The following is a 23,842-nucleotide window of genomic DNA, read 5'->3' as shown; positions in this document are numbered from 1 at the left end:
GAGCCATGGCGAAGGTCCGCCTTGCCGACGCCGAGCCGCGCATCGTGCCGTGGCTCGGCCACCGCACTGTCCAGCCCGACGAAGTCGTCACCATCCCCGACGACCAGTTCGAGGCCTACGTCTGCCAGGACATCTGGCAGACCGTCGAACCCCCCAAGCCGAAGCCCGCGGTGAAGCGGGCCGCGAAGGAAGGTGACGTCTGATGGCGATCGGCTCGGGCCTGGGCGGTTCGCTCGGCATGGCCATGGAGACCACATACGGGACGTACGCGGCGCCCACCCGGTGGCACCCGCTCGACAGCTTCCCGTTCAAGAAGGTCCCGAACTACGCGCAGGCCGGCGGCCTGGCCGCGGGCAAGATGCTCAAGCGGAAGACCCGCCGCGTGCTGACCCACCACTCGGCGGAGGGCCAGTTCACCAGCGAGGTCTACCACAAGGGCATGGGCCGCCTGGTCAACCTGCTGATGGGCGGCACCGTCACGCCCGTGCAGCAGGCCACGACCACGGCGTACCTCCAGACGCACACGCTCCAGGACCCGGCGGGCAAGTTCTGCACGTGGCAGGCCGGTGTCCCGGACACGGGCGGCACCGTCCGCCCGCACACGTTCCTCGGCTGCAAGGTCAAGAGCCTGGAGTTCTCGTGCGAGGTCGGCGGCCATCTGATGGTGGCGACCGAGTGGGACTGCCGGGAGCTGTCGGAGACGCAGTCGCTGGTGGCGCCCTCGTACACCACGGGCCTGAAGCCGTTCCACTTCGCCCAGGGCGTGATCAAGCTGGGCGCGGTCGGCTCCGAGGCGTCGGTGTCCGGCGTCAAGAAGTGGTCGCTGAAGATCGAGCGCGGCCTGGACACCGAACGCTTCTACTTCGGCAACGCGGGCAAGAAGAGCGAGCCGCTGCTGAACGACTGGACGAAGATCACCGGCTCGGTCGAGGTCGACTACGAGAACAAGGCCGACTTCGCCGACCGCTTCCACAACTCCACCGGCACGTCCATGGTGGTGGACTTCACCGGCGACCTCATCGAGGCCACCCACAACGAGAGGGTCAGCTTCAAGACCCCGGCGATCTTCTTCACCGGCGACACCCCGACCGTGGACGGACCCGGCATCGTCAACGCGACCTACAACTTCGAGGTCGACGACGACGAGACCAACACCCCGATCACCATCGAGATCATGTCCACCGACACGACCCTCTGACCGCGCGCGCCAACACGGGGAGGGACGGTCGTGGCTCAGGGACAGCGCTACTTCTGGATCACCAACACGCAGCAGCTGACCGACCTCCAGCGGCGCCTGGAGCGCGCGGGCGGCCCGCAGCTGCGCGACAACCTCAACCGCCGGATCCGGCGCGCCGCCCAGCCGATCCACCGCGACCTCCAGAGCACCGCCCGCAACCTCCGCATCTGGGGGCCCGGCAGCAAGGACGGCCGGCGGCGGCCGAAGACGGACGGGCCGCCGCTGCGCGCGACGATCGCGAACTCGATCCGCCTGTCGGTGACCAGCAGCGGCGGCGCCCGCCTGTGGTCCGACCCCGGCCGCCTGCCGCCCGGCTGGCGGTCCATGCCGAAGAACACCAACGAGGGCCGCTGGCGGCACCCCACCTTCGGCAACAAGCACCGCGGCGGCTGGGTCAACCAGTACGCCACCAAGAACTGGTGGTTCAACACCATCCGCCCGCACATGCCCCGCCTGCGCGCGGACGTGGCACGCATCCTCGACGACGTCAAGCGCCGCCTCGGCGGCTGAAAGCGAGCACCACATGATCGTCTCCTACGCCCACGACGACCGGGTCGAGGAGTACTCCACGAACGACCTGGCGACCATCGAGTCGGCCGAGGTCGAACGGGTCACCGGCATGGAGTGGGACGACGTCGAGACCGCCCTGAAGTCACAGAAGCCCGCGGTCATGTCCGCGATCATCTGGGTGTTCCGGCGCCGTCAGACCCCGGGCCTGCGCTTCGCCGACTTCAGCCTCGCCCAGTGGAAGAAGCGGCTGAAGGCCCGCCTCGAGTACGAGGAGATCCTCGACCTTCTGGAAGGCGTGCAGCTCCAGATCGGCGCCGACGCGATCGACGACGCTGCCAAGAACCTGCGGGTCCTCGCACACGACCCAGCCGACGTGGACCGGGCCCTGGCCGAGATGGCGGACCCAAAAGCACAGGCCCCGGCGCCCGCCCGCCCGGTGACGGCGTCGAGTACGTCCGCCGCCCCGAAGGACGGATCGGCGACCTCTTCGACCAGTACTGGCCCCTGATCGCCCAGCTCCTGCACGTCGGCCCCACCGAACTCGGGGCCCTGCCACGCCACCGGTTCTACCAGGCCGTCATCTTCGTCCAGCGCCATCAGGCCGCCCAGGCTGCCGCCGTACAGGCCGAGGAGGCCGAAGGGGGGTGACCCCCCGTGGCGGAGACCATGACCTTCATCCTCGAAGGTCGCGACCGCCTGTCACGCGTCCTGGACCGGGCAGGCAACTCGGCGAAGAGCGCCGAGAAGAAGCTCGCCGCCTTCGGTGCGGCCATCCCCGCCGCTGCGTCCATCGCTCCGTTCGCCGGCGCGATCGCTGGCGCCGGCGTCGCGGTGGCCGCGTTCGGCCTGGCGGTCGGCGGGCAGATCAGCCACCTCAGCGAAGCCTCCCAGGCACAGAAGAAGTACAAGGAGGCCGTCGCCGAGTACGGGGCCGCCTCCGAGCAAGCGGCCACAGCTGATCTTGCCCGCCAGCGGACACTGGCGAAGATGCCGCCCGCCACCCGCGAGGCGGCGGCCGCCCTGACCGTCTTCAAGCGGGAGTACCGCGAGTACTCCGACCAGCTCGCCGACGACACCATGCCCGTCGTCACGAAGAGCCTGGGTGTCTTCAGCGCCCTGCTGCCCCACACCCGCGGTCTCGTCCGGGGGACGTCGGACGAACTGGACCGGCTGATGACGGTCGCCGGCGGCGGCATGCAGACCCCCGGCTTCGACCGGTTCATGGACAAGGTGGAGCGGTTCGCGGTCGGCTCGGTACGCAAGGCCGTCGACGGTGTGGTGCACCTGTCGCGCGTCTCCGACACCGGCGAGATCGGCGGCGGCATCCGCGACTTCATGGACTTCGCCCGCGAGCAGGGGCCCCTCGTCGGCGACACGCTCACCCAGATCGCGACCGCCGCGGTCCACCTCCTCCAGGCCGCCTCTGGTGTCGGCGTCGGCCTGCTCCAGGTCGCCAACGCCGCAGCGAAGGTCGTTGCCTCCCTGCCCGTGGGTCTCATCACCACCCTGTTGCAGATGGCCGTGGCGATCCGCGCGGTCAGTCTCGCCAGCAGAGGCCTCCAACTGGCGGCCGGCGCGTACGCGATCGTGCGCGCGCAGATCGCTGCCATGGGCACGGCGGCGATCGGCGCGTCCGGCGCGGTGGGCACGCTGAACGCGATGTTCATGGCGTTGAGCCTGAAGGCGCGCATGGCCGTGGCGGCGACCGGGATCGGGCTGCTGGCTCTCGCCCTGGTCGAGCTGTCCCAGATCGGCAGGGAGGCACCGCCGGACGTCGACAGACTGACCGAATCGCTGCGCCAGCTCGGCGCTCAGGGCAGGGTCACCGGCGAGGCCGCCAAGGCTTTCGGTACCGACCTCGACGGCCTGTACGGCAAGGTCCGTAGCCTGACGGACCCGTCGACCGCTGACAAGGTGCAGCAGTTCATCGTCACGTTGGGGGGCCTGGGCGACTGGGACAGCACGCCGGTCAAGGAGGCAAAGGAGAACCTCGACGCGATCGACAAGGCGCTGGCTGGCCTCGTCAAGAACGGGGAGGCCGACCTTGCCGCCGCGGCGCTGAAGAGGCTGGCGGCCGAGTACGGCAAGGGCGGCAAGGACACCAAGGAGTTCACCAAGCAGCTGGACGAGTACAAGTCCGCTCTGGAGGACGCCAAGTTCGAGGCCGAGCTGACGGCCCAGTCGATGGGCCTGTTCGGGAAGCAGGCGCAGCAGACGCAGAAGGCGCTGGCCGCGCAGAAGCTGTCCGCCGACGGTCTGAGGCAGAGCATCCAGGCCCTCAACAACGTGCAGCGCCAGGGCCTCGGCGGGATGATCGCGTTCGAGGCGGCCGTCGATGCGGCCGCCCAGGCGGCGAAGGACAACGCCGGCGCGCTGTCCATGTCGGGCGGCAGGCTCAACCTGAACTCGGAGAAGGCCCGCAACGCGGCGCAGGCTTTGAACGACCTGGCAGCCAGGACCGACGAGGCTGCGGCGGCGGCCCGGGAGAACGGCGACTCCTGGTCCAAGGTCAGCGGGATCTACGAGCGTGGCCGCCAGCAGCTCATCAAGAACGCCATCCAGATGGGCCTCACCGAGACCCAGGCCCGGCAGCTGGCGGACCAGATCCTGAAGACGCCGAACAAGACGGCGATGCTCCGGGCAGACATCTCCGACTGGAAGTCGAAGATCTCGGCTGCCGAGAAGCAGCTGAAGACGGCCAAGGGCGACAAGAAAGCCAAGCTCACCGCGGACATCCTGAACTGGAAGACGAAGGTCGCGGAGGCCGAGGCACAGCTGAAGCGCGCCAAGGGCGACAAGCGGGCGAAGCTGACCGCGGACATCGACGTGTGGCGGGCGCGCGTCGCACAGGCCGAGCACCAGCTGAAGACGGCCAAGGGCAGCAAGCGGGCGTCGCTGACGGCCAACATCGCCGACTGGCAGCGGAAGATCTCCGCAGCCCAGTCCCAGCTGGCCAGCCTGCCCAGCAGCAAGACGGTGACGGTCCACTACCGGAGCGACGGCGCCAACTTCCTGGGCCCGTCCGGCCGGTACGCGGAGGGCGGCACGCCGAAGGCGGGCGAGCTGGCGCTGGTCGGCGAAGAGGGCCCGGAGCTGGTTGTGTTCGGGCAGGCCGCCCGGGTCTTCGATGCGCAGACCACGTCAGCGCTCCTGAACGGCACGCGAAGCGCCGGTCGGCTCGCTGCCGGCGGTGGCGCGGGCGCCGCCGGCACCGCGGTGGCGCAAGGGCTGATCAGCGGCATGGCAGGCGGCACTGGCGCCGTGCACGCCGCCGCGCGACGCATGGCGGCCGCGGTCACGGACGGCGTGAAGGCCGAGCTGGAGATCGCCTCGCCCTCGAAGAAGACCGCGGCGCTCGCCAAGGACATCGCGGCCGGGTTCATCAAGGGCCTGACCGGCTCCCGCGACAAGATCAAGTCCGTCTCCAAGGACCTCGCCAACGACATCCGCACCGCGTTCTCCGGTAAGAAGGAGCGCGACCTGCTGCGGATGGTCGACCGGCAGACGAAGAAGCTGCTGGACTACGCGAGCAAACGGGACAAGATCGCCGCTCGGATCGCCGAGGCCAAGGCCTACGCGGGCGACGTCACCAAGACCGCGCGGGACCAGTCCTCGTTGTCCAACCTCGGCATGGACGCCGAGCAGGTCACCGCCGGCGGGATCAAGGGCGGGCTGGCGCAGAAACTGTCGCAGATCAAGCAGTTCACCGCCTACATCAAGATCCTCGCCAAGCGGGGCCTGAGCAAAGGTCTGCTGAGGCAGATCCTGAACATGGGGCCCGAGGCGGGCTACGCGTACGCCAGCGCGCTGGTCGGGGCGGACCGCGCCACCTTCACGCAGATCAACAGGCTCCAGTCGCAGCTCGACAAGAGCACCACCGACCTCGGCAGGACCGGGGCCGACCTCCTCTACGACTCCGGCAAGAACGCGGGCAAGGGCTTCCTGAAGGGGCTGGAGGGCCAGAAGAAGTCGATCGAAAAGCTCATGATCGACATCGCTCGGGGCATGCAGCGGGCGATCAAGAAGGCGCTCGGGATCAAGAGCCCCTCGGCGGTCATGGCGCAGCTCGGCGTCTACTCCACCGAGGGCCTGGCCCGTGGCCTGGTCGACGGCATGCCTGTACTCGACCGGGCCCTCGGCGTGGTGACCGGGCGCGTTGCCGCGGCCCGGCCGGTCATCGGCCGGCCCGCCGCCGGCGGGGGCGGCGCGACGATGATCGTCCACCTGCATGTCGAGACCGGCCCGGCGACCGACCCCCACGAGGTGTGGCGCACCGTCCGTAAGGGCCTGCTCCAGCTGAAGCGCGACATGGGCGGCGGCGCCCTGGGCTTGGCCTGAGAGGGGGGAGGGACGCGTGGTGCGGCTGATCGCTGAGGTGGCCTTCGGCTACAGCATCACCTCCGCCTCGCCGGTGTGGACGGACATCACCCAGTACGTCGACATGCTCGCCGGGGTCAGCATCGAGCGCGGCGCCCAGGACGAACTCTCGGAGACGCAGCCTGGCACGGCGTCACTGGTCCTCGACAACGCGGACGGGCGGTTCACGTCCGACCGGACGACGTCGCCGTATTACCCGAACGTCAAGAAGAACGTGCCGATCAGGCTGCGCGTCGTCACCGCAGACCGCAACTTGATCACGAACCCCTCGTTCGAGAGCGGTCTCGCGGACTGGTCGAAGTCGGCGACCCCCACGATCGACCCGTCCACGGCGCGCGCGAAGGTCGGCACCCAGAGCATGCTGCTGACCTTCGGCGGCGTCGGGGTGAGCGGGCAGACCGCGCACACCACGGTGTACGGCCTGGACATCGGCGCCACCTACACCGCGAGCGCGTGGGTGTGGGTCCCGGCGGGCGGCACCCACGTGCACCTGCGGGTCGGAGGTGTCGCCGACGGCGCCGCCTCGACGCTCACCGACACCTGGCAGCGCATTCAGGTGACGTTCACGGCGACCGCTCCTCAGCACGTGATCGGCGTGCGCTCCTTCACCACCCCGACGGCCGGTCACCAGGTGTGGATCGACGGCGTGCAGGTGGAGGAGGGGAGCATGCCGTCGGCGGAGACGCTGGTCGACGGCGCGCAGATCCACCCCCGCTACGTCGGCATGGTCAACTCCTGGCCCGTCAAGTGGCAGGGCCTGCAATCCAAGGTGACCGTCACCTGCACGGACGTGTTCAAGTGGAGCGACCTGGAGCGGGAGCTGCTGCCGATGCTGTCGCAGGAGGTCCTCCTGGACAGGCCCACCGCGTACTACCCGCTGACCGAGGCATCCGATGCGGCGAGCGCTGGCGACCTGTCTGGCACGGCGGGAGTCGGCACCCTCGCAGTCACCCAGGCGGGCACCGGCGGCACCCTGGACTTCGCGGCCGGGACGGGCCCGAACAGCTGCCCCGCACCGGTGTTCACACCGTCGTCCACGTCCGCGGGGAAGTACCTGTCGGCCGACCTGGGGCAGTCCATGGTCGACGCCAACGTGAACTTCCGGGCGCGCATCGAGGCGTGGTTCTCCACGTCGACCAACGGGCGCGTGCTCCTGGCGCTCGCTTCGACCGACGCCTCCACCCGCGTCGTGGTCCTGCTGGAGTCCGGCACCGGCAAGCTCGCCCTGGAGAAGGACCAGGGCGGCAACGGCACCCAGACCTACGTGTTCCCCACCCCGAACCTCGCCGACGGCAAGCTCCACCACCTCGTCTACAACGAGTTCACCAACGACCTTGTCATCGACGGCACGACGTACAACCTGTTCGCCTACAACGGCACCGACATGCGGATGCTCACCGTCGGCGGCTACGCGGGCACCCGCCTGTGGTCCGGGACGATCTCGCACGTCGCCGTCTACTGCCGGTCGATCACGGCGACCGAACTCGCCGGGCACTACACCACCGGCACCACCGCGCACGTCGGAGAGTCCGCGTCGGCGCGCATGGCCCGCATCGCGTCCTACGTCGGTCTCTCCGTCACTACCCAGGGGTCAACGTTCGATCCGATGGCCAGCCAGGCCCAGCTCGGCCAGTCCGCGCTGACGCACATGCGAGAGATCGAAACCACGGAGAGCGGCAAGCTGCTCGCCTCACGCGCCTCGGTCGGCCTGGTCTTCCAATCCAGAGGACTCCGCTACAACCCCACGCCAGCGGTGACGCTGGCCTTCGCCGACCTGGAGACCGACGACCTGGACCTGCTCGACGACGACCAGAAGATGGTCAACACCGTGGTGGCGTCCAGGCCGGAAGGCGCCACCCAGCGGATCGTCAACCAGGCCGCCGTCGACACCTACGGGCCAAAGCCGCGGAACCTCACGCTACTGAAGACCAGCGACAACTCCGTGGCGGACGCCTCGAACTGGCTCGTCAGCCGGTACGCGGACCCACCACCGGAGATCCGCCAGGTGCCGGTCCAGGCGTACTCGCTGCCCCTGACCACCTACCGGGCCCTGCTGGACGCCGACGTGTCCACCGTGATCGGGCTGACCAGCCTGCCCGACCAGGCGCCGGCGCCGACAGCAACCCTCGTCGTCGAGGGGTACAGCGAGCGGATCTCAGCAGGTCAGCACCTGCTCGACTTCCACACGTCCCGCGCACAGACCGACAGCGTGTGGTTCCTCGACGACCCCACCTACAGCGTGCTCGGATCCACGACGCGCCTGGCCTACTGAGAGGAGCGAGCCGGTGCCGGACATACCCGTGCAGCGGGCGGAGCACTTCTACCTGCCGCCCCCACCACTGCGCCCTGACGAGTGGGCTCTGGTGCCACCGGCCGAGCTGTGCCTGCGCTGGTACGAGATGCGGCAGCAGCGCCGCATCGAGGCGCCGTCCGGCACCCTGCTGGGTATCAAACTGTGGGCGCGGATCGACGCCGGCCGCTGGGTGGCGGACTGCCCGTGCGGCTCGGCTCAGGTCGTCACACCGACGGACCCGCGGTTCGCGTGCCCCGAGTGCGGCGCGGGCTGGTTCGTCGTCGCATTCCCGGAGGACACCGCGGCTGCCGAGGCCGCGGTCGCCAGCGACCTCCCGTCCGAGCGGTTCTGGTGGCAGGACGACGACCCCAACCCCTGGAACCGGCCGCCCGACGGGGACGAGTCTGGCACTGCACCCCAGCCCGTCGAGGAAGCCGTCCGCGAGGCGCTGGCCGGGGGAGCACCGTGACGTTCGCGCCGAGGACGTGGGTCGTGGGCGAGGTCGTCACCGCCGCGCAGCTCAACACTGAGATCCGCGACCAGTTCAACTCGATGTTCGCGGCGTGGACGACGTACAACCCCATCTGGACCGCCAGCACTACCAACCCGTCACTGGGCAACGGCACGCTGACCGGCCGCCACATGAAGATCGGCCGCACGGTCATCACCCACATCAACCAGATCATGGGCAGCACCACCACGTACGGCAGCGGCAACTACAACTGGACCATCCCGTTCCAGGCCGCCAACGCCGGCGCCACCTACGTCGGCTCCGCTCAGCTCCTCGGCACCGCCCGGTGGGGCGGCCAGACGGTCATCTCCCCGAACGCGACGACGCTGTCCGCGCACTTCGCCCGCTCGACCACGGACACCCGCATCGACTTCATGAACGCCACCCGCCCCGAGACCCTCGCAGACACCGCCCAGCTGCGCATGACGTTCGTCTACGAAGCCGCGGCCTGACCCCCCGATCGGAGCTGATCATGCCCGCACCGACGCCTGGGCGCATCGTCCTGTACCGGCTGACGGAGGACGACGCACGGCACATAACCCAGCAGCGCCACCACCACGGCCTGAACGGCAACTACGTGCGCGAGGGCGACCGCTACCCGGCCGTCATCGTCCGCAACTTCACCGGCAACCCGGCCGACGTCTGCAACCTCAAGGTGCTGCTGGACGGTGAGGGCACCCACTGGGCGACCTCCCGCCACCAGGGCAAAGAGCCCGGCACCTGGTCGTGGCCGGAGCGTGCGTGATGGCCACCCCGCTCACCGCAGCACGCTTCCTTCAGGCACTGCGTGACGAAGGCTGCACGGTCGTCGAGGTCGGCGACTGGCGCAACCACAACCGCAACCAGGCCGGCGCCTGGGGTCCCGTGCACGGCGTGATGATCCACCACACCGTCACCTCCGGCAGCGCCCGCACCGTCGAACTCTGCCGCACGGGCTACACCAACCTGCCGGGCCCGCTGTGCCACGGCGTCATCACCAAGGACGGCCGCATCCACCTCGTCGGCTACGGCCGCGCCAACCACGCCGGCGCCGGCGACCCCGACGTGCTCCGCGCGGTGATTGACGAGCGAGCGCTGCCCGCCGACAACGAGGCGAGCACGGACGGCAACCGGCACTTCTACGGCTTCGAGTGCGAGAACCTGGGCGACGGCCAGGACCCGTGGCCCGCCGCGCAGGTCGACGCGATCGTCCGCGCGTCCGCCGCCCTGTGTCGCGCGCACGGCTGGGGCCAGACCGACGGCAGCGCGCACACGTCAACCATCGGGCACATGGAGTGGCAGCCCGGCAAGGTCGACCCGCGCCCCGCGCCGGGCGGCGCCGACGTCCGCATGCCCACCCTCCGCGCCCGCGTCGCCGAGCGCCTGAAGCACCCGCCGAACTGGAACCCCGACCAGGAGGACGACGTGGCCCTGACCGAAGACGACGTGAGGCGTGTCGCTGACGCCGTGGTGGCGAAGCTGCTCGCCGGAGGCGGCGCGCTGGAGAACGGCGACCTCGACCGTATCTGGAGCCGCGACGTCATCCCCGCCGCCCGGCCCCCGTACGCCAACGCGGACTACGAGCAGAACAAGACCTGGACCCCCAAGTACACGCTCCAGACGACCGCCGAGCACAGCCGGGAAGCAGTTGCCGTCCTGAAGCAGCTCGCCGCGCAGCTCTCTCCGCAGGCGCTTGCCGCGGCCGTACGAGAGGCCCTCGCTGACGAGGTCACCGTGCACCTGGACATCACCACTGGGGAGGGCTGACACATGAGGGTGTCTCGCTACGCCAAGGCGTTCGTCGCCGCCATCGTCGCCGGCGGCGGATCCCTGGGGACCGCGATGCAGGACGGCGTTGTCACGCAAGCCGAGGGCGTCACCGCCCTGCTGGTCGCGCTGGGCGCGCTCGGGGCCGTATGGCGGGTGCCGAACCGGGAGCCGAAGGACCCGGCATGACCGCGGCCCCGGACCCGACGACCAACATCGCGGTCGAGATCGCTCAGCTACGAGGGGAGATCCACACGGGCCTGGAGCAGATCAAGGGCACCCTCGGAGTCCTCGTCGAGCGCACGGACCGCAACACCGCAGATGTCCGGCAGCTGCGCGCCGACACCGACGCGCACGTCCGCCAGCTGAGGGCCGACATGGAAGGGGAACTCCAGAAGATCCGAGACGAGGAGGTCAGGCCCCTCCGAGCGAAGGTCGAGGCCCTGGAGGAGCGCCGCTTCCCCCTGCCGGTGCTCGGCGCACTGGCCACCATTGGCGCCCTGCTCGCCAGCGTCATCGGCCTCATCGTCACCCGCTGAAGCAAGAAGCCCCCGCCGTCCGCCCTGATGGGCCGACGGCGGGGGCTCTTCGGCGTGCCCGGAGCAGCGCCGGTTCAGTTGAGGCTCGGCCCGCCCCCCGGCATGGGCATCCTCCTGAATCCGCGCGCGGCCATGGCTTCCTCCTGCCAGGCGAGCATCAGCTCGGAGGCCTCTTCCATCCGCGCCGGGTCATGACCGCCGCCCTCACGGAAGAACTTCACCAGCGGGCCCCCAGCGGCTGCGTCGGCGTCGCACAGCCGACAGAGCTGGATGACGACCGGTTGCCCGAACGCGTCGGTGACGGGCATCTGCCCACTGACGATCACTTCATCGGCGCCGCATCGCGCGCACGGCGGCTGGCTGGGAACACGGTGGACTTCGTGGCGCATTTCAACCCCCCTGCCTTGGGGCGGCCATCTAACGACCGTGGGGCGAATGCCGTCAAGAGGGTCGCAAACATCCGCTCAACCTATTGCCGTTCAGGCCACCTTGGCGCATTGTGGTCGCTCCATCGCCTCACCGGCGTCCCCTTCCGGGTACCGGCGCCTCCCGGGGGCGATGGGGCGTCCCCTCGCGCGAGGCAACGCAGGGGCGCTGCATCGGTGCCCCGGCCGCGCTCCCCCCGTCGCAGGCCGGGGCACCGAGCTGAACAGCCTGCATGGCCGCTCAGCCAGCCCAGCCCACGTCGTACACCTCGATCCCGTCCGCGTACGTAGTGAAGGCCACCCACGACCGCGCCCCGAAGGCTACGTCCCAGCCACCAGGCGCCGGCCACACCTCCGACTGCACGAGCACGGCGGCGATCAGTCCTATGACCTCCTGGTGGCCCGACTCGGGCAGTTCCTCCAGGACCGCTTCCACCCGCGGCACCAAGTCCACCCTGTACGTCATCACGCACCCCGTGCTCGTGATCTGCTAGGGAAGCACCGTACGACGGTCATGCCTGCTTGAGGCGGGCCTGTGGATAACTCATCGACCGGCCAGTCCGTACGGAGATCAGCTTCGGTCTGCCGGTCGTGGGATCCGGCCGGTAGACGAGGCCGTAATCCCGGCCGAACTGGTTCGCTTCCGCAGCGGAACCGCCCAGGGAGCGCAGATGGAACGCGTACGCCACGGACGCCATTTGCTCGGGTGTCAGGATCAGTCGCCACCGGTTGTCCGGGCCACTGAAGCGGGCGGCCCGGACCCGCTCGCTCAGTTCCTTCGCCGGGGGATGGTGCAGCCGGTCCCCAAGGTTGACGTACTGGCGCAGCGCGTCCATCTGAGCAGGACGGAGTTGCACCAGCAGCTCGCCCGGCGCTGGCTGATCGGGGATCGGTGCTGGCGCCGGACCGGCGTCCGCGTAGGCGAGCACGTCCTGACCGAGAGGGGAGAGCCGGGCGGCCCACGCCACCCGTCGTTCCATGGGCAGCGCCGCTCGCTCCTCGATAGACGCGAACGTCACAAGACCCTGCTTCGCTGCGGACTTCACTGCCCGCCGTTGCTCGGGGCCCAGGTCGCTGTCCAGTACCCAGCCGTGGGCGGCTGCTTGCTCGCGCTTGTGAAAGGACCGCAGTGCGGCCAACAGGGTCCGCCTGTCGCTCATCCTCACCTCACCCTCACCGTCGATGAAAGCAGACAGTAGGGGATTGGTCACCCAATGCGCTGGCCGATGGGGAGATCCGAGTCGCGGAGTCGGCGGCCGGGCCGTAGACCGGACGTATGGTGCTCCAGCCGCCGGTGGAACCGATGCTGGCGCAGGCGCGCGACAGTGTGCCGCCGCGCGGCGCGCTGCCGGGTGAGCTGCGGTTCCAGCCCAAGTTCGACGGCTACCGGGCTTTGCTCTTCACCCCGTCGCCGCCGCTCGCCCCGGTGCTCTTGCAGTCCCGTCGGGGCAGCTTCATACAGGACCGCTTCCCCGAGCTGGTGCGCGCGGCCGACCAGCTGCCCGACGGCCTGGTCCTCGACGGCGAGCTGGTCGTGTGGGTCGAGGACCGCATGTCGTTCGAGGCGCTCCAGCGGCGCGCAGTCTCTGGCGGCCGGACCGCGGCCCGCCTCGCCGCCGAGCTGCCGGCGCACCTCATCGTCTTCGACCTCCTCCAGACCGGCGGCCAGGAGCTGCTGCACGTGCCGTACGGGGAGCGCCGCGCCCGACTGGAGCAGCTCTTCACCGACTACGAGCTGATGCCTCCGTGGACGCTGTGCCCGGAGACGAGCGATCCGGCGACGGCGCAGGAGTGGCTGACGTCCTGGACGCAGGTCCCCGGGGTCGAAGGCCTGATGATCCGAGGCACGGAGCAGCGGTACCTGCCGGGCGCCCGCGCGCTCTTCAAGGTCCGCCGCCGCGACACCACCGAGGCGGTGATCGGTGCGATCACCGGGACCCTGGCGCGACCGCAGACGCTCGTGCTGGGGCGCTTCGACGAGACAGGCTCCCTGCGGCCGGTCGGACGGAGTACGCCTCTGCGGCCGGACGCGGCCGGGCAGCTGGCCGAGCGGCTGGTGCCAGCCTCTCCCGGGCACCGGTGGGAGGGGGTGCGGTTCACCACGTCGTGGGGGTCGCGGGCACCGCTGGACGTGGTCCTGGTCCAGCCGAGCCTGGTCGCGGAGATCGACGTGGACACCGCTCAGGACCGAGGGGCCTGGCGGCACCCGGTGCGGTTCGTACGGCTCCGTGTGGACATGGAGCCCAGCGACGTGGCCGCCTTCGGGGAGGGCGCGGTGCCGGCGGCTGGGTGAGGCACGGATCAGCTCGGCGGGTGGGCGGCGTCCCACTGGCAGGCGGGGCACAGGATCTCGGCGCTGCGCCCGTACCGGCGGGTGAGCCCCGAGCAGCGTGGGCAGTAGCCCACCTCGTCGGGGTGGCAGCCGAGCAGGCGCGCGGCAGCGGTCCGGTCTGTCGAGGGATCGATGCGCTGCGGTCTGCCGTCCATGTGCTCGAATGTACGTCCCGCCCTGTGCCCGGGCAGCTCACAGGGTGCTAGTCCAGGAACCCGAGGGCTGTGTCCGGCCGGCAGAAGGTGCACGGGGGGATCTGCTGGCGGAGGGCGTCGAGCGCTTGTTCCCGGCTCACCGGGGTGCACCGCCCGCTCTTCGCTGCGGCCCAGCAGTTCCCGGTGTGGACGGCGTCCACGTTGTCCCGGTTCAGGCCGTGCTGGAGTAGCCAATCCGGGGGAGGCGGCTGACGCGCTTCCCCGAGGTGCCGCTCGGCCTCCCGGCGTTCTTCGGCGGCTATCCAGCGGTCGATCTGCGCCAGGCCCGCCGTCGCCTGCTGTACGAACACGCGCCGGGCGAAGCGCAGCAACTCCAGACGGGACGGCTCTTCACTCACGGCCCAAGATTACGTCGACTTGCGAACAAAATCGAACGCACGATCTAATCTGGTCGTCGCAAGGTGGCGGGTGGACTACCTCGCCTGTGACTGAGCGCGGTAGCTGGCCCCTGAGCGTTCTCAGGGCCGTCGGGTGGTGGGGCTGGCACCTCGGCTGGGCTGTTCGACTGCGGACCGGCCGTGTGGCCAGTGGTTCGGGATACGGTGCCAAGTGACGGGCCGGACGGAGATCGTGAGGGACTCGCGGCCATGGGGGGTGGGTCGTACAGGCCCCGGCACCCAGCTCGGGACTGGAGGTATCTTGCCGTGTCCCCACCCCCCAACCCCGCATTCTGTCCTGATGAGCAGTTGACCAGGAGGAAGGGCGCGATCATCCGTGAGCGAGGTCGTCCACGGGGTATCCGGCTCGCATAGCGCGCGCACGATACGGCAATGGCCCCCGCTGTGAGAGCGGGGGCCATTGAGCGCATCCCGGAGACCGGCTCCGGGGGTACCGTTCTGGTGTCGAGTCAGAACGGAGTTTCAGTATGCCCGACGGCACGGACAACCACATCGGTACGCGCGTGCGGATCGCACGCAACGCGGCCGGGCTGACCCAGAACGAGATGGCCGGCTTCCTCGACCGCACCGAGCACTGGGTGCAGCAAGTCGAGACGGGAAAGCTGCCGCTGGACCGCTACTCCCTCATCACTGCGATCGCCGATGTCACCGACGTGGATGTGGTGTGGCTGCTTGGCCAGCCCTACCGGCTCCAGCGCGACGGCGGCTCCCTCGCGCACGCTCACATCCCCGCCCTGCGTACGGGCCTGCGCCGCGCCGGCCTCATCCTGTCCGGGCATCCAGGCCTGCCCGCTCAGGGAACACCCGTGGCCTCCGATGACCTCACCACCCGGACCGCCAAGGCGAACGAGGCACGCCAGGCTGCGAACTTGCCGAAGGTGGCTACCGTCCTCCCAGGGCTGATCGAGGATCTCAACACGGCGCTGCTGACCCATGAAGGCCAGGCGCGCGAAGAGGCGCTCAGACTGCTGGTGGACGCTGCCCGCACGGCCCGTATGTGCCTGAACCAGTTGGGATACCCGGACCTGGCTTGGGTGGCTGCCGAAGTGGCTGCCGGCGCGGCGACGGTGCTGGACGACCCGATCGTCAAGGCGGCCGTGGCGTGGGACCGGTGCGGGGCGCTCCTGCACCAGGCGTCGCTGCCGGAAGCGATGGCGGTCGCCGATGCCGCCCTGCGTGACCTGGAGCCGCTGGCGACCACGCGTGATCCTGAGAACCGGGTGCTCTCCCTGCGCGGTGCTCTGCACCTGCGGGCCGCTGTGGCGGCAGCCCGCGGCTCTCGGGCGGATGACGCCTGGGCGCGCATCGACGCTGCGCTGGAGGACGCCGATCGCCTGGGCCCCACGTGGCATGACCTGGAGCAGCAGACCGTGTTCGGGCGCGGCACTGTCGCAGTTCACGCGGCGGAGGTCGGTGTCGAGGTGCAGCAGCCGGACACCGGGCTTCATAAGGTGAAGAACGCCGACATTAAGGCGGTGCCCAGCAAGGAGCGGCAGACGCACTACGAGATCGACCGGGCCCGCGCTTACGAGAAGATGGGCCGCCTCCCCGCGGCGGTGGTGACGCTGAAGGCGGCGGCCAGCAAGGCCCCGTACTACGTGCACGCGGACCCGATGGCCCGCGCCCTGGTGCAGAACCTCGCGCAGAAGGGCGTGCCTTCCCAGGCTGCTGCTCTGTCGTCGCTCATCAGGAGCATGGAACTCGTCTCCTAGGGGCGCCTGCTGACGGCTCCTCATAACGACCCTCAGAATTTCTGAGGGTCGTGCCCTTTTCTCGGGTCCATCGTGGATACCTCACTGACCGTCAACAGGCGATCACCGCGAGGGGCGTGATGTACGGTCCGATCGATACCCGAGATCCCGCATCCTGCGCAGCCGCGTACACCGGCATCCTCCGCTGGCCCGTCGCCGTCGGGTACCGGTACCGGCCGCGTGGCGGCTGTACCTGCGGCACGCCCGAGTCGTGCCCTGCACCGGGCGCGCATCCGTTGCCCGGCCCTGTCACCGTGTGTACGGCCGAGCAGCTCGGCGACGAACTCGCCGCTTCTCCCGGCGCTGCCTTGATCGCCCCCACTGTCTCGTTCGACGCGATCGCGCTGCCTAGGGAGTACGGCATGGCGGCGATGATTTCTCTCGATCGTGTGGCGCCGGTGCCGTGCCTGATGGAGGGCGACCGGGCGATGCTGCTCGTCCTGCCGTCCACGGGTCGGTACGCGGTGGGTGGCATGACGGACTCCGCGGTTCAAGTGCGGTCGGGACCGACCGGATGGGTGGCCCTGCCGCCGAGCCACGGGGTCCGCTGGGACACCCCGCCGTGGCACGAACAGGCTCACCAGCCGCTGCCTCTGCTGCACGGTCAGGATCTCCGCTCTCACCTGGACGAGGCGCTACGGGTCGTCGCGCCGCAGGCAGCGGACTCCATGGCTGTGCAGCGGAGCTGACCTGCAAGACATCGATAGACCCCGGCGGCCGGGCGAACGGCCCCGGGGCATGGCCAACGCTGCGAAGGAGCGTCGACAGTGGAATTCCTATCACAGGCACTCGAATGGGTAAGGGCGGTCGTGTTCCGACCGCGGGTCACGGGGCGGCACCGCCGCACCTCCACCCCCCGCGCGGTGCGGCCGATCCCCTCCCCGCCGTCGCCGGATGTCTGCGGCGCGCGGCTCGTCACCGCTCGCAGTCACCGCCGGAAGCGGTACACCCCGCCCGCGGAAGCATCGTGGGAGCCGACGGACGTCCTCGTCCGGCCCTACGTGGCGCGCCTGGGGGCGGATATCTACGCGACCGCCCAGGCGGGCCCTTCGGGGGGTGAGCGGTGGTGGTGACCTACAACCCCATCCCCGGCGACCTGGTCGAGGACACCGGCCTGAAGAAGATCGGCAAGGTGATGGGCTTCGTCGGCCCGTACGTGCAGCTGCGCCCGGTCGGTGGCGGCACCGAGTGGGACGCGGAACGGGACATGCTGAGGCCGGTCACGATCGGCGAGGCACTCAGCGCGGGCGTGTCGGTGGCGAACGCCCGATCGCGGGGTGAGCTGCCGTGACCACGACCCTTGCGACCGACACGGCCGACGGCCTGTCGGCGGAGTGCACGCTGGCACAGCGTCAGGACTACGGGTACATGCACCGCGACTGCCGCCGGACCAAGGACATTCCGCTGCCTCACTCCAGCCGCGTCCTGCTGGTACGGCGGTGCGGGTGCTCCTGCCACCGGAAGGCGGGTGGGCTGCGATGAACGTGGCGGACGGCATCCCCCCGGCGGACCTTGCGACCATGCGCGACACGGTCCGCCGCATGATCGGTCCCGGCGCACAGCCGCCGACCGGCGAGGACCTGGACCTGCTGACCAGCGCGCTGCGCGGCCACATCGAGCTGATCATCCCCATGGTCGACCAAGCCGCCCGCAAGCTGCCCCAGTACTACCCGCTCCGCGACGGTGGACTGGTTGCCGTCTGGTCAGCGCGCAAGAAACTCAGCGCCACCGTAGACCCGGGACCGGGCGGGTTGGCTGCGCACGCCGTGGAGCTGGCCTACGCCCTCGACTTCCTCTGTGACCGCTACGAGAGCCTGCGGTCGCCTGCCCCGGCGTAAGGGGCCCCATGGCGACCGCAGGGTCAGGGTCGCACCCACAGACGCCCGTCCCGTCGGGGGACCGCAAGCCTCCGGCGGGGCGGGTTCCACCCCGCCCGCCTCCCCGCACACCGGGACAGACCGAGCGCCGAGGCAGGCCCTTCCGCGCTACCACCCGCAACCAACTGGAGAGACCATGACGACTGAACTGGATCGCGCAGCGTTCCCCCTCACCCCGCCCGGAGGCCGCACCCCGCACAGCGTGGAGCCCCCGTCGGCCCCGCAGACCAGGCCGTGGGCGCTGCGCTTCGCCCGCATCCCCGACTCCACCGGCGCCGCCCGCATCCCGGCGCACGCCTACGACTACGGCCGCCAGGTCAACGTCTCCTACGACGGCGGCCTGCTGACGTGCATGGCGAACACGCACACGCCGACCGTGCCGGACGGCTCGACGACGAACCCGCCGCCGCTGGACGAGGGGCCGAAGGACTGATGACCGCGCCCGTCCTGATCGTTGCCGCTGCCGACGACTGGCCCACAGACCGGGTCGTCGTCGAACTGGACCGCCGCGGGGTCGAGGTGTTCCGCATGGACACCGCCGACTTCCCGCAGCGGCTCGCCCTGGCCGGACGGATCGACCAGAGGCAGGCGTGGACGGGCGTCCTCACCACCGAGCACCGGACGGTGGAGCTGTCCCGGGTCGGCGCGGTCTACTACCGCGCCCCCGGGGCGTTCCGCTTCCCCCAGGGGATGTCCGGCCCGGAGGAGAGGTTCGCCGCCGCCCAGGCCCGCGCCGGCCTCGGCGGTGTCCTGTCCGCGCTCGACTGCCGCTGGGTGAACCACCCGACCACGATGGCGCGCGCCGAGTACAAGCCGGTGCAGCTCGCTGCCGCGCGCGCGTGCGGGCTGCGTATTCCGGCCACCCTCATCACCAACCGCCCCGAAGACGTTCTGGCCTTCGCCGCCGAACTCCGAGCCGACATCGTCTGCAAGCCGATCGCCTCGCCCGTGCTGATCGAGGAGGGCCAGCTCAAGACGGTGTACACGCGCCTCCTCACCTCGTCCGACCTGGCCGACCTGCGAGGCATCAGCACCACCGCCCACCTCTTCCAGGAGTGGATAGCCAAGGAATACGAGGTGCGCCTGACCGTGGTCGGCGATCGGATGTTCGCCGCGGCCATCCACGCCGGCAGCGATGCCTCGCACGAGGACTGGCGCAGCGACTACGGCGCCCTGACGTACACCACTACGACCGTGCCGGCGGGAGTCGCCGCCGGTATGCGGCGCCTCATGAACCGGCTACAGCTCCGCTACGGCGCGGCAGACTTCATCGTTGGCCCAGAGGGGTGGACTTTCCTCGAGGTCAACCCGTGCGGTCAGTGGGACTGGATTCAAGGCGCGACCGGCCTGCCGATCGTTGAGGCGATCGCCGACGAGTTGCAAGGAGTCAGCTGATGGACTGGGAGCGGTACGCGGAACGCCTCGCGGCCCAGGTCTCGTATCCGGAGTCGGACTGGTGGGCGCCGATCGCCGCCACGCCCCGGCATGAGCTTGTCGAGCGCTGGTTCGCTCCCGGCGAGCGCGGTTGGACGGTCGTTGACGGGCCGTCCGACGAAGTGGCATGGGCGGAGGCGGCCTACTCGGATTCCACCCTGGTCACACGGATCGGGCCCGCTCATGCCGACCAGGCGGAGCCGGGCCAGGTCGTCACGGGACACCCCACATCCTCGTCCACGCTGCCGAGCCTGGTCGTGACGATGCTGCGGCTGGGCCGTGTCACCCCCGGGGTGCGGCTGCTGGATGTGGCCACCGGCTCGGGCTACAGCGCGGCCCTGGCCTGTCACCGACTCGGCGATGACATGGTGACGACGCTGGATGTCGACCCGTATCTGACCGAGGCCGCAGCCGTACGCCTGGACCGGATCGGCTGGCACCCGACCGTTGTCACCGCCGACGCCGACAGAGAACTGCCCGGCGACTTCGACCGGATCGTGTCCATGGTGTCCGTGCCCCGGATCCCCGCGCACTGGCTGGCCGCGCTTACCCCTGGCGGACGCCTGGTCACCACCATCTCGGGGACCGGGCTGATCATCACTGCGGACAAGACCGAAGATGGCGGCGCGAGGGGGCGAGTCGAGTGGGAGCGCGGCTCGTTCATGGCCACCCGATCCGGCGACGACTACCCGCCCGCCCTAAGCGAGGTGTTCGCCCAGGCCGTCGACCAGGAAGGCGAGGAGGTTACCCGGTCGCCCTTCCCCGTGCTCGACGTCATGCGGGCCTGGGAGGTGTGGTCGATGCTGTCCCTCAAGGTCCCCGGCATCGAGCACCGCACCGGCACCGGCGACGACGGCAGCCGCAGCACGTGGATGCTGCACGCGGATGGGTCGTGGGCGCGAGCGTCCACCAAGCCGGGCGAGCAGACCGCCACCGTGCACCAGTCCGGCCCGCGGCGCCTGTACGACGAACTCGACGACATCCGATGGTGGTGGCTGCACCACGGGGAACTCCCCGTATACGGGGCCCAGGTCACCATCAGCCCCGACGGCACGACCACTCTGTCTCGCGGCGGGTGGACGGCAACGCTGTAGCGGCGGCTGCCGGTTCCCGCCACCCCGCCGACGCGGCAGACTGGACGACTTCAAGAGGAGGGAGCACCGCATGGACGACGAGCCCCTGGAGCAGTGGGCGGAGCGCCGCGAGCGCCGCCGCCCTGTCCCTGGAGAGCGCAGGCTCGCCCCGCTCGGCGACCAGGCCGAGCAAGGGGCTCACGTCGACCCGGCCGCGCCGCGTGGCATCCAGGAATGGGACGGGTGCCAGTGGGTGCCGGTCGGCGTCGCGGAGGATTTCCCGACCGCTGCACAGGAGGCCGGCGAGGACGCGTCAGCTCGGGCCGGCCGGGTCCCTCTGCCCGCGTTCAGCAAGCTTCCTCCGGCACCGGAGCCATGGCGGCCGACCGAGGTGTTCCGCCGACCGGACACGTCACGGCCCTGAGCCATGGGTGCTGCGAGACCAGTCCCTGCCCGCCCGCTCCACTTCGGGGCCGGATGGCAGGGGCTTCCCACCTCGACGGATCAGCTGTCGCGCGCCTCGCCTGGAGGCTGGGCGACGAAGCTGCCGAGGCCGGGCTCGGTGTAGATCAGCCCGTCTTCCCGGAGCTGCCGGTGGACCTTCTGTCCGGTAGCCCCGGCGATCCCGAACTCCTGCTGCAACTGGACGACCGAGGGGACACGGGTGCGCGGCGGGTAGGTGCCGTCGGCGATGCGCTGACGGATCACCTCGTACACCTGGCGCCAGCGCGGCACGTCGGGGGCGAAGTCGATCACCGAGACAAGCTAGGCGTGCTGCGGTGCATCAGGCGAGATAGGGCATGCCTAGTACGCCATAGCACGCTCCATGTAATGTGAAGCCAAGCCACACCGGCGAGATCCATACGCTGCCGGGTGTGGTTCACGGCGACCGCTGAGCCGAGTCGCCCCCAGACGCCCACTCCGGCGGAGGTCCGCAAGCCTCCGCCGGAGTGGGCTCTTCCGTTCGCAGCCTCCGGCTCGGGCCGCTCAACCCGACAACTTCCCAATGAGCACACGCGAGTCCACCTGCCCATGCACAATGTGCACAGCGACTAAGGCATTGCCACGGATCCGCCTACCAGGACCCGGAGTTGCTGCGCCGCACCGCGCCGCGCCTGGCGCTCGTCTCCGCGGGCGCGGACAACCCCTACGGGCACCCCGCACCCAGCACCCTGGCCGCGCTGCGGGCGACCGGCGCGGCGGTGCTGCGCACAGACCGGCACGGGACGGTCGCGGTGATCGGTGCGGGCGGCGAGATACGGGTGGCGCGGGACTGAGGGCACGGCCAGCCGGCCAGCCGGACGGTGGGCCAGCCGGTCAGCCGCGCCGTGACACGCGGCCGCCGCAGGTCGTTGGACCGGGCATGATCAACCGACGGACCACCGCCACCGCCACGGCCCGGACCGCTACCGCCACGGCCCGGACCGTCACGGCCACGGCCCTGACCGCCCCGCCTCGGCCTCCGCCGGCGGCATCTGACACCTCGTCCCGCCCGCTTTCGGCACCTCCTGCGTCAACCACCACACCGGCGCCCACGCGCGGGGAGCGACCACCCACGGCACCGGCACCGCCGACGGCAACCTCGCCGGCCTCCCCGTGGGCAGCGCACTCAACCAGTGCGGTGGCGCGGACGCGCCGCTGCCCTCGCACGACCGCGGAGTCTGCGTGCTCACCCGGTGGTTCCCGGGCACCAGCATCCTGTCCGGCCAGATGGCGAAGGACGCGGCCGATGCGCCCGCCGGCACCGTGAACCAGGTGATCACCTCGCTCAGCGAAGCAAACGTCGATGCCACGAAGCCCGTCACCAAGGGCGCGTGCGGCTGACGCGGGCTGTGGTCGAGGCAGCCGGCGTCGAGGGCGCGACACACTGAGGGCATGAACTCGGCTGAGGTTGACGCGTATCTCCGCCGGCTGGGCGCCGCCCGCCCGGTCAGGCCCACCCTCGATGTCCTGCGGGAGCTGCATCTGTGCCATCTGCGGACCGTGCCCTTCGAGAACCTGTCGATCCACCTCGGTGAGGAGATCGCGCTCGACGAGAAGCGTCTGCTGGACAAGGTGGTGGGCGCGCGGCGGGGCGGGTTCTGCTACGAACTCAACGGGCTGTTCGGCGCCTTGCTGGACGCGCTGGGCTTCGGGGTGACGCTGCTGGCGGCTCGGGTCCACGGGGCGCGGGGGCGGCTGGGCATCCCGTACGACCATCTCGCGCTGCGGGTGCGAACGGCGGACGCGGGGGACTGGCTGGCCGACGTCGGGTTCGGGGCGCACAGCCACTTCCCGCTGGCGTGGCAGGACCGTCGGGAACAGGACGATCCCGCAGGCTCCTTCCGTATCGCGGAGGCCGGGCCGGACGCGGCGGGGGCCGGGGGCGGCGCGGGGGAGACGGGCGACCTGGAGCTGCTGAAGGACGGCGAGCGGCAGTACCGGCTGGAGACCCGGCCGCGGCTGCTCGCCGACTTCGTGACCGGGGCCTGGTGGCACAGCACCTCGCCGGAGTCCCCCTTCACGCGGAAGCTGGTGTGCACGCGGGTCACGGAGGACGGCGGCCGGATCACGCTCAGCGGACGCACGCTGAAGGTGACGGCGGCGGACGGCGCGCGGGAGGAGCGCGAGTACGGCGAGGGGGAGGACGAGGCGGTACTGGCGGTGTACCGGGAGCGGTTCGGCATCGAGCTGGAGAGCGTGCCGAGGGTGGCCGGGGCCGCGTGAGGCGACCGTGGAGGAGGGCGCGCCACCCTGGCTGGAAGTACGTGCCCTCCGCACGCCCGAGCCGCCCGAGCCCCCAGCCGCGGGCGGGTGCCGGGCGACGGCGGACTGCCCCGGACCGTGGCGGAGAATGTTGCCGTGAGTGATGTGAGACATGTGCTGGTACTGCCCGACCGTGACGCCGCGGAGGAGGCGGCCGAGGCGCTGGGGGAGCGGTTCGGGCTCGACGAGGAGCCGCAGCTGGTGCGGGACGCGCTGGCCGGGGAGGACGACGCCGAGGACGCCCAGTGGCTGGTCGTCGTGGCCGACGAGGACGAGCGGCTGGACCCCCGCGAGCTGGACGAGTTCGCCGGGCAGTGGGAGGGGTGGCGTGAGGAGCCGTAGGACGTGAGCCGCGGGCCGGCCGGCCTTTGCCGCCGGT

At 70.5% G+C, this 23,842-nt stretch carries 31 protein-coding genes and 1 pseudogene; 26 read left to right on the top strand and 6 right to left on the bottom strand.

All coding sequences use genetic code 11. From position 1 onward, the window contains the following. Positions 1 to 5 precede the first annotated feature (5 nt). From G7Z13_RS11255 to G7Z13_RS11200, 12 genes are all read left to right on the top strand, one after another. On the top strand, positions 6 to 203 hold the full coding sequence (locus tag G7Z13_RS11255; RefSeq protein ID WP_165998342.1) for a hypothetical protein: 198 nt from the start codon (positions 6 to 8) through the stop codon (positions 201 to 203). Further along, a complete protein-coding gene (locus G7Z13_RS11250) occupies positions 203 to 1,198 on the top strand; it encodes a phage tail tube protein (protein ID WP_165998340.1) in 996 nt (331 codons plus the stop codon). Before G7Z13_RS11255 ends, G7Z13_RS11250 begins: the two co-directional genes overlap by 1 nt. Positions 1,199 to 1,228: 30 nt before the next feature. Next, positions 1,229 to 1,747 carry a hypothetical protein gene (locus G7Z13_RS11245; protein ID WP_240926180.1) on the top strand — a complete coding sequence of 173 codons (519 nt, stop codon included), beginning with the start codon at positions 1,229 to 1,231 and terminating at the stop codon, positions 1,745 to 1,747. A gap of 13 nt (positions 1,748 to 1,760) precedes the next feature. Further along, the gene (locus G7Z13_RS11240) at positions 1,761 to 2,255 is read left to right on the top strand and encodes a hypothetical protein (RefSeq protein ID WP_165998339.1); all 495 of its coding nucleotides are present in this window, start codon (positions 1,761 to 1,763) and stop codon (positions 2,253 to 2,255) included. A gap of 146 nt (positions 2,256 to 2,401) precedes the next feature. Next, positions 2,402 to 6,085: a hypothetical protein gene (locus tag G7Z13_RS11235; RefSeq protein ID WP_240926179.1), complete on the top strand. Its 3,684-nt coding sequence runs from the start codon at positions 2,402 to 2,404 to the stop codon at positions 6,083 to 6,085. Between the two features lie 16 nt (positions 6,086 to 6,101). Continuing rightward, positions 6,102 to 8,396 carry a carbohydrate binding domain-containing protein gene (locus tag G7Z13_RS11230; RefSeq protein WP_165998337.1) on the top strand — a complete coding sequence of 765 codons (2,295 nt, stop codon included), beginning with the start codon at positions 6,102 to 6,104 and terminating at the stop codon, positions 8,394 to 8,396. 13 nt (positions 8,397 to 8,409) lie between these two features. Next, complete coding sequence (locus G7Z13_RS11225; protein WP_165998335.1) at positions 8,410 to 8,886, top strand: hypothetical protein; 477 nt, start codon at positions 8,410 to 8,412, stop codon at positions 8,884 to 8,886. Next, positions 8,883 to 9,380 (top strand): hypothetical protein, encoded by a 498-nt coding sequence (locus G7Z13_RS11220; RefSeq protein WP_165998333.1) that lies wholly within the window; start codon positions 8,883 to 8,885, stop codon positions 9,378 to 9,380. Before G7Z13_RS11225 ends, G7Z13_RS11220 begins: the two co-directional genes overlap by 4 nt. A gap of 20 nt (positions 9,381 to 9,400) precedes the next feature. Further along, complete coding sequence (locus G7Z13_RS11215) at positions 9,401 to 9,673, top strand: hypothetical protein (protein ID WP_165998331.1); 273 nt, start codon at positions 9,401 to 9,403, stop codon at positions 9,671 to 9,673. Then, positions 9,673 to 10,674 (top strand): N-acetylmuramoyl-L-alanine amidase, encoded by a 1,002-nt coding sequence (locus tag G7Z13_RS33620; protein ID WP_240926178.1) that lies wholly within the window; start codon positions 9,673 to 9,675, stop codon positions 10,672 to 10,674. The genes G7Z13_RS11215 and G7Z13_RS33620 overlap by 1 nt, the downstream gene beginning before the upstream one ends. 3 nt (positions 10,675 to 10,677) lie before the next feature. Continuing rightward, the gene (locus G7Z13_RS11205) at positions 10,678 to 10,863 is read left to right on the top strand and encodes a hypothetical protein (RefSeq protein ID WP_165998329.1); all 186 of its coding nucleotides are present in this window, start codon (positions 10,678 to 10,680) and stop codon (positions 10,861 to 10,863) included. Further along, positions 10,860 to 11,213 (top strand): hypothetical protein, encoded by a 354-nt coding sequence (locus G7Z13_RS11200; RefSeq protein ID WP_165998327.1) that lies wholly within the window; start codon positions 10,860 to 10,862, stop codon positions 11,211 to 11,213. Before G7Z13_RS11205 ends, G7Z13_RS11200 begins: the two co-directional genes overlap by 4 nt. A gap of 74 nt (positions 11,214 to 11,287) precedes the next feature. On the opposite strand, the gene G7Z13_RS11195 is transcribed toward G7Z13_RS11200, so the two are convergent. The 3 genes from G7Z13_RS11195 to G7Z13_RS33330 all read right to left on the bottom strand — a co-directional run bounded on the left by G7Z13_RS11195 (position 11,288) and on the right by G7Z13_RS33330 (position 12,798). After that, complete coding sequence (locus G7Z13_RS11195; RefSeq protein ID WP_165998325.1) at positions 11,288 to 11,602, bottom strand: DUF6300 family protein; 315 nt, start codon at positions 11,600 to 11,602, stop codon at positions 11,288 to 11,290. Between the two features lie 277 nt (positions 11,603 to 11,879). Continuing rightward, entirely contained in the window at positions 11,880 to 12,104 is a 225-nt protein-coding gene (locus G7Z13_RS11190) for a hypothetical protein (RefSeq protein ID WP_165998324.1), read from the bottom strand. Positions 12,105 to 12,150: 46 nt separating this feature from the next. Then, a complete protein-coding gene (locus G7Z13_RS33330) occupies positions 12,151 to 12,798 on the bottom strand; it encodes a DUF6417 family protein (RefSeq protein ID WP_206313050.1) in 648 nt (215 codons plus the stop codon). Between the two features lie 116 nt (positions 12,799 to 12,914). Here G7Z13_RS33330 and G7Z13_RS11180 point away from each other — a divergent pair, with 116 nt between their 5' ends. After that, positions 12,915 to 13,931: an ATP-dependent DNA ligase gene (locus G7Z13_RS11180; protein WP_165998323.1), complete on the top strand. Its 1,017-nt coding sequence runs from the start codon at positions 12,915 to 12,917 to the stop codon at positions 13,929 to 13,931. Between the two features lie 8 nt (positions 13,932 to 13,939). On the opposite strand, the gene G7Z13_RS11175 is transcribed toward G7Z13_RS11180, so the two are convergent. Continuing rightward, positions 13,940 to 14,125 (bottom strand): hypothetical protein, encoded by a 186-nt coding sequence (locus G7Z13_RS11175; RefSeq protein ID WP_165998321.1) that lies wholly within the window; start codon positions 14,123 to 14,125, stop codon positions 13,940 to 13,942. A gap of 47 nt (positions 14,126 to 14,172) precedes the next feature. Then, the gene (locus G7Z13_RS11170) at positions 14,173 to 14,523 is read right to left on the bottom strand and encodes a DUF6233 domain-containing protein (RefSeq protein WP_165998319.1); all 351 of its coding nucleotides are present in this window, start codon (positions 14,521 to 14,523) and stop codon (positions 14,173 to 14,175) included. Between the two features lie 527 nt (positions 14,524 to 15,050). Between G7Z13_RS11170 and G7Z13_RS11165 the strand changes: the two genes are divergently transcribed. The 9 genes from G7Z13_RS11165 to G7Z13_RS11125 all read left to right on the top strand — a co-directional run bounded on the left by G7Z13_RS11165 (position 15,051) and on the right by G7Z13_RS11125 (position 21,142). Continuing rightward, complete coding sequence (locus tag G7Z13_RS11165; protein WP_165998317.1) at positions 15,051 to 16,295, top strand: helix-turn-helix domain-containing protein; 1,245 nt, start codon at positions 15,051 to 15,053, stop codon at positions 16,293 to 16,295. Between the two features lie 119 nt (positions 16,296 to 16,414). Next, a complete protein-coding gene (locus tag G7Z13_RS11160; protein ID WP_165998315.1) occupies positions 16,415 to 17,023 on the top strand; it encodes a hypothetical protein in 609 nt (202 codons plus the stop codon). Positions 17,024 to 17,403: 380 nt separating this feature from the next. Continuing rightward, on the top strand, positions 17,404 to 17,625 hold the full coding sequence (locus G7Z13_RS11155; RefSeq protein ID WP_240926562.1) for a hypothetical protein: 222 nt from the start codon (positions 17,404 to 17,406) through the stop codon (positions 17,623 to 17,625). Beyond that, on the top strand, positions 17,622 to 17,816 hold the full coding sequence (locus G7Z13_RS11150) for a hypothetical protein (RefSeq protein ID WP_165998311.1): 195 nt from the start codon (positions 17,622 to 17,624) through the stop codon (positions 17,814 to 17,816). Before G7Z13_RS11155 ends, G7Z13_RS11150 begins: the two co-directional genes overlap by 4 nt. Further along, positions 17,813 to 18,172, top strand: coding sequence for a DUF6415 family natural product biosynthesis protein (locus G7Z13_RS11145; protein ID WP_165998309.1), 360 nt, complete (start codon positions 17,813 to 17,815; stop codon positions 18,170 to 18,172). Before G7Z13_RS11150 ends, G7Z13_RS11145 begins: the two co-directional genes overlap by 4 nt. Positions 18,173 to 18,347: 175 nt before the next feature. Beyond that, the gene (tgmA, locus tag G7Z13_RS11140; RefSeq protein WP_165998307.1) at positions 18,348 to 18,644 is read left to right on the top strand and encodes a putative ATP-grasp-modified RiPP; all 297 of its coding nucleotides are present in this window, start codon (positions 18,348 to 18,350) and stop codon (positions 18,642 to 18,644) included. Next, positions 18,644 to 19,606, top strand: coding sequence for an ATP-grasp ribosomal peptide maturase (gene tgmB / locus G7Z13_RS11135; RefSeq protein ID WP_165998305.1), 963 nt, complete (start codon positions 18,644 to 18,646; stop codon positions 19,604 to 19,606). The genes tgmA and tgmB overlap by 1 nt, the downstream gene beginning before the upstream one ends. Next, complete coding sequence (locus G7Z13_RS11130) at positions 19,606 to 20,739, top strand: protein-L-isoaspartate(D-aspartate) O-methyltransferase (protein ID WP_165998304.1); 1,134 nt, start codon at positions 19,606 to 19,608, stop codon at positions 20,737 to 20,739. The genes tgmB and G7Z13_RS11130 overlap by 1 nt, the downstream gene beginning before the upstream one ends. Before the next feature lie 70 nt (positions 20,740 to 20,809). Beyond that, complete coding sequence (locus tag G7Z13_RS11125) at positions 20,810 to 21,142, top strand: DUF6087 family protein (protein WP_165998302.1); 333 nt, start codon at positions 20,810 to 20,812, stop codon at positions 21,140 to 21,142. A gap of 80 nt (positions 21,143 to 21,222) precedes the next feature. Here the strand turns inward: G7Z13_RS11125 and G7Z13_RS11120 are convergent, their stop codons facing one another. Beyond that, on the bottom strand, positions 21,223 to 21,474 hold the full coding sequence (locus G7Z13_RS11120; protein ID WP_240926177.1) for a winged helix-turn-helix domain-containing protein: 252 nt from the start codon (positions 21,472 to 21,474) through the stop codon (positions 21,223 to 21,225). A gap of 293 nt (positions 21,475 to 21,767) precedes the next feature. Here G7Z13_RS11120 and G7Z13_RS11115 point away from each other — a divergent pair. The 4 genes and pseudogenes from G7Z13_RS11115 to G7Z13_RS11100 form a co-directional block, all read left to right on the top strand. Continuing rightward, positions 21,768 to 21,995 (top strand): annotated as a pseudogene (locus G7Z13_RS11115) (ComEC/Rec2 family competence protein); the annotation flags it as partial. Between the two features lie 319 nt (positions 21,996 to 22,314). Further along, positions 22,315 to 22,542, top strand: coding sequence for a hypothetical protein (locus G7Z13_RS11110; RefSeq protein WP_165998300.1), 228 nt, complete (start codon positions 22,315 to 22,317; stop codon positions 22,540 to 22,542). A 51-nt stretch (positions 22,543 to 22,593) separates the two neighbouring features. Beyond that, positions 22,594 to 23,424, top strand: a complete 831-nt coding sequence (locus tag G7Z13_RS11105; RefSeq protein ID WP_165998299.1) for an arylamine N-acetyltransferase — start codon at positions 22,594 to 22,596, stop codon at positions 23,422 to 23,424. A gap of 135 nt (positions 23,425 to 23,559) precedes the next feature. Continuing rightward, complete coding sequence (locus G7Z13_RS11100; protein WP_165998297.1) at positions 23,560 to 23,805, top strand: hypothetical protein; 246 nt, start codon at positions 23,560 to 23,562, stop codon at positions 23,803 to 23,805. Positions 23,806 to 23,842: the final 37 nt, after the last annotated feature.

The organism is Streptomyces sp. JB150 (assembly GCF_011193355.1).
Classification (GTDB): domain Bacteria; phylum Actinomycetota; class Actinomycetes; order Streptomycetales; family Streptomycetaceae; genus Streptomyces.
Note: the sequence above shows the minus strand (reverse complement) of the source record. Positions and strands in the feature narration are given on the sequence as shown.

Bases quoted from the DNA above. Each gene is read 5' to 3' on its own strand.
- G7Z13_RS11255 (WP_165998342.1), top strand. From the start codon at position 6: ATGGCGAAGGTCCGCCTTGCCGACGCCGAGCCGCGCATCGTGCCGTGG.
- G7Z13_RS11250 (WP_165998340.1), top strand. From the start codon at position 203: ATGGCGATCGGCTCGGGCCTGGGCGGTTCGCTCGGCATGGCCATGGAG.
- G7Z13_RS11240 (WP_165998339.1), top strand. From the start codon at position 1,761: ATGATCGTCTCCTACGCCCACGACGACCGGGTCGAGGAGTACTCCACG.
- G7Z13_RS11215 (WP_165998331.1), top strand. From the start codon at position 9,401: ATGCCCGCACCGACGCCTGGGCGCATCGTCCTGTACCGGCTGACGGAG.
- G7Z13_RS33620 (WP_240926178.1), top strand. From the start codon at position 9,673: ATGGCCACCCCGCTCACCGCAGCACGCTTCCTTCAGGCACTGCGTGAC.
- G7Z13_RS11205 (WP_165998329.1), top strand. From the start codon at position 10,678: ATGAGGGTGTCTCGCTACGCCAAGGCGTTCGTCGCCGCCATCGTCGCC.
- G7Z13_RS11200 (WP_165998327.1), top strand. From the start codon at position 10,860: ATGACCGCGGCCCCGGACCCGACGACCAACATCGCGGTCGAGATCGCT.
- G7Z13_RS11195 (WP_165998325.1), bottom strand. From the start codon at position 11,602: ATGCGCCACGAAGTCCACCGTGTTCCCAGCCAGCCGCCGTGCGCGCGA.
- G7Z13_RS11190 (WP_165998324.1), bottom strand. From the start codon at position 12,104: ATGACGTACAGGGTGGACTTGGTGCCGCGGGTGGAAGCGGTCCTGGAG.
- G7Z13_RS33330 (WP_206313050.1), bottom strand. From the start codon at position 12,798: ATGAGCGACAGGCGGACCCTGTTGGCCGCACTGCGGTCCTTTCACAAG.
- G7Z13_RS11180 (WP_165998323.1), top strand. From the start codon at position 12,915: ATGGTGCTCCAGCCGCCGGTGGAACCGATGCTGGCGCAGGCGCGCGAC.
- G7Z13_RS11175 (WP_165998321.1), bottom strand. From the start codon at position 14,125: ATGGACGGCAGACCGCAGCGCATCGATCCCTCGACAGACCGGACCGCT.
- G7Z13_RS11165 (WP_165998317.1), top strand. From the start codon at position 15,051: ATGCCCGACGGCACGGACAACCACATCGGTACGCGCGTGCGGATCGCA.
- G7Z13_RS11160 (WP_165998315.1), top strand. From the start codon at position 16,415: ATGTACGGTCCGATCGATACCCGAGATCCCGCATCCTGCGCAGCCGCG.
- G7Z13_RS11145 (WP_165998309.1), top strand. From the start codon at position 17,813: ATGAACGTGGCGGACGGCATCCCCCCGGCGGACCTTGCGACCATGCGC.
- tgmA (WP_165998307.1), top strand. From the start codon at position 18,348: ATGACGACTGAACTGGATCGCGCAGCGTTCCCCCTCACCCCGCCCGGA.
- tgmB (WP_165998305.1), top strand. From the start codon at position 18,644: ATGACCGCGCCCGTCCTGATCGTTGCCGCTGCCGACGACTGGCCCACA.
- G7Z13_RS11130 (WP_165998304.1), top strand. From the start codon at position 19,606: ATGGACTGGGAGCGGTACGCGGAACGCCTCGCGGCCCAGGTCTCGTAT.
- G7Z13_RS11125 (WP_165998302.1), top strand. From the start codon at position 20,810: ATGGACGACGAGCCCCTGGAGCAGTGGGCGGAGCGCCGCGAGCGCCGC.
- G7Z13_RS11105 (WP_165998299.1), top strand. From the start codon at position 22,594: ATGAACTCGGCTGAGGTTGACGCGTATCTCCGCCGGCTGGGCGCCGCC.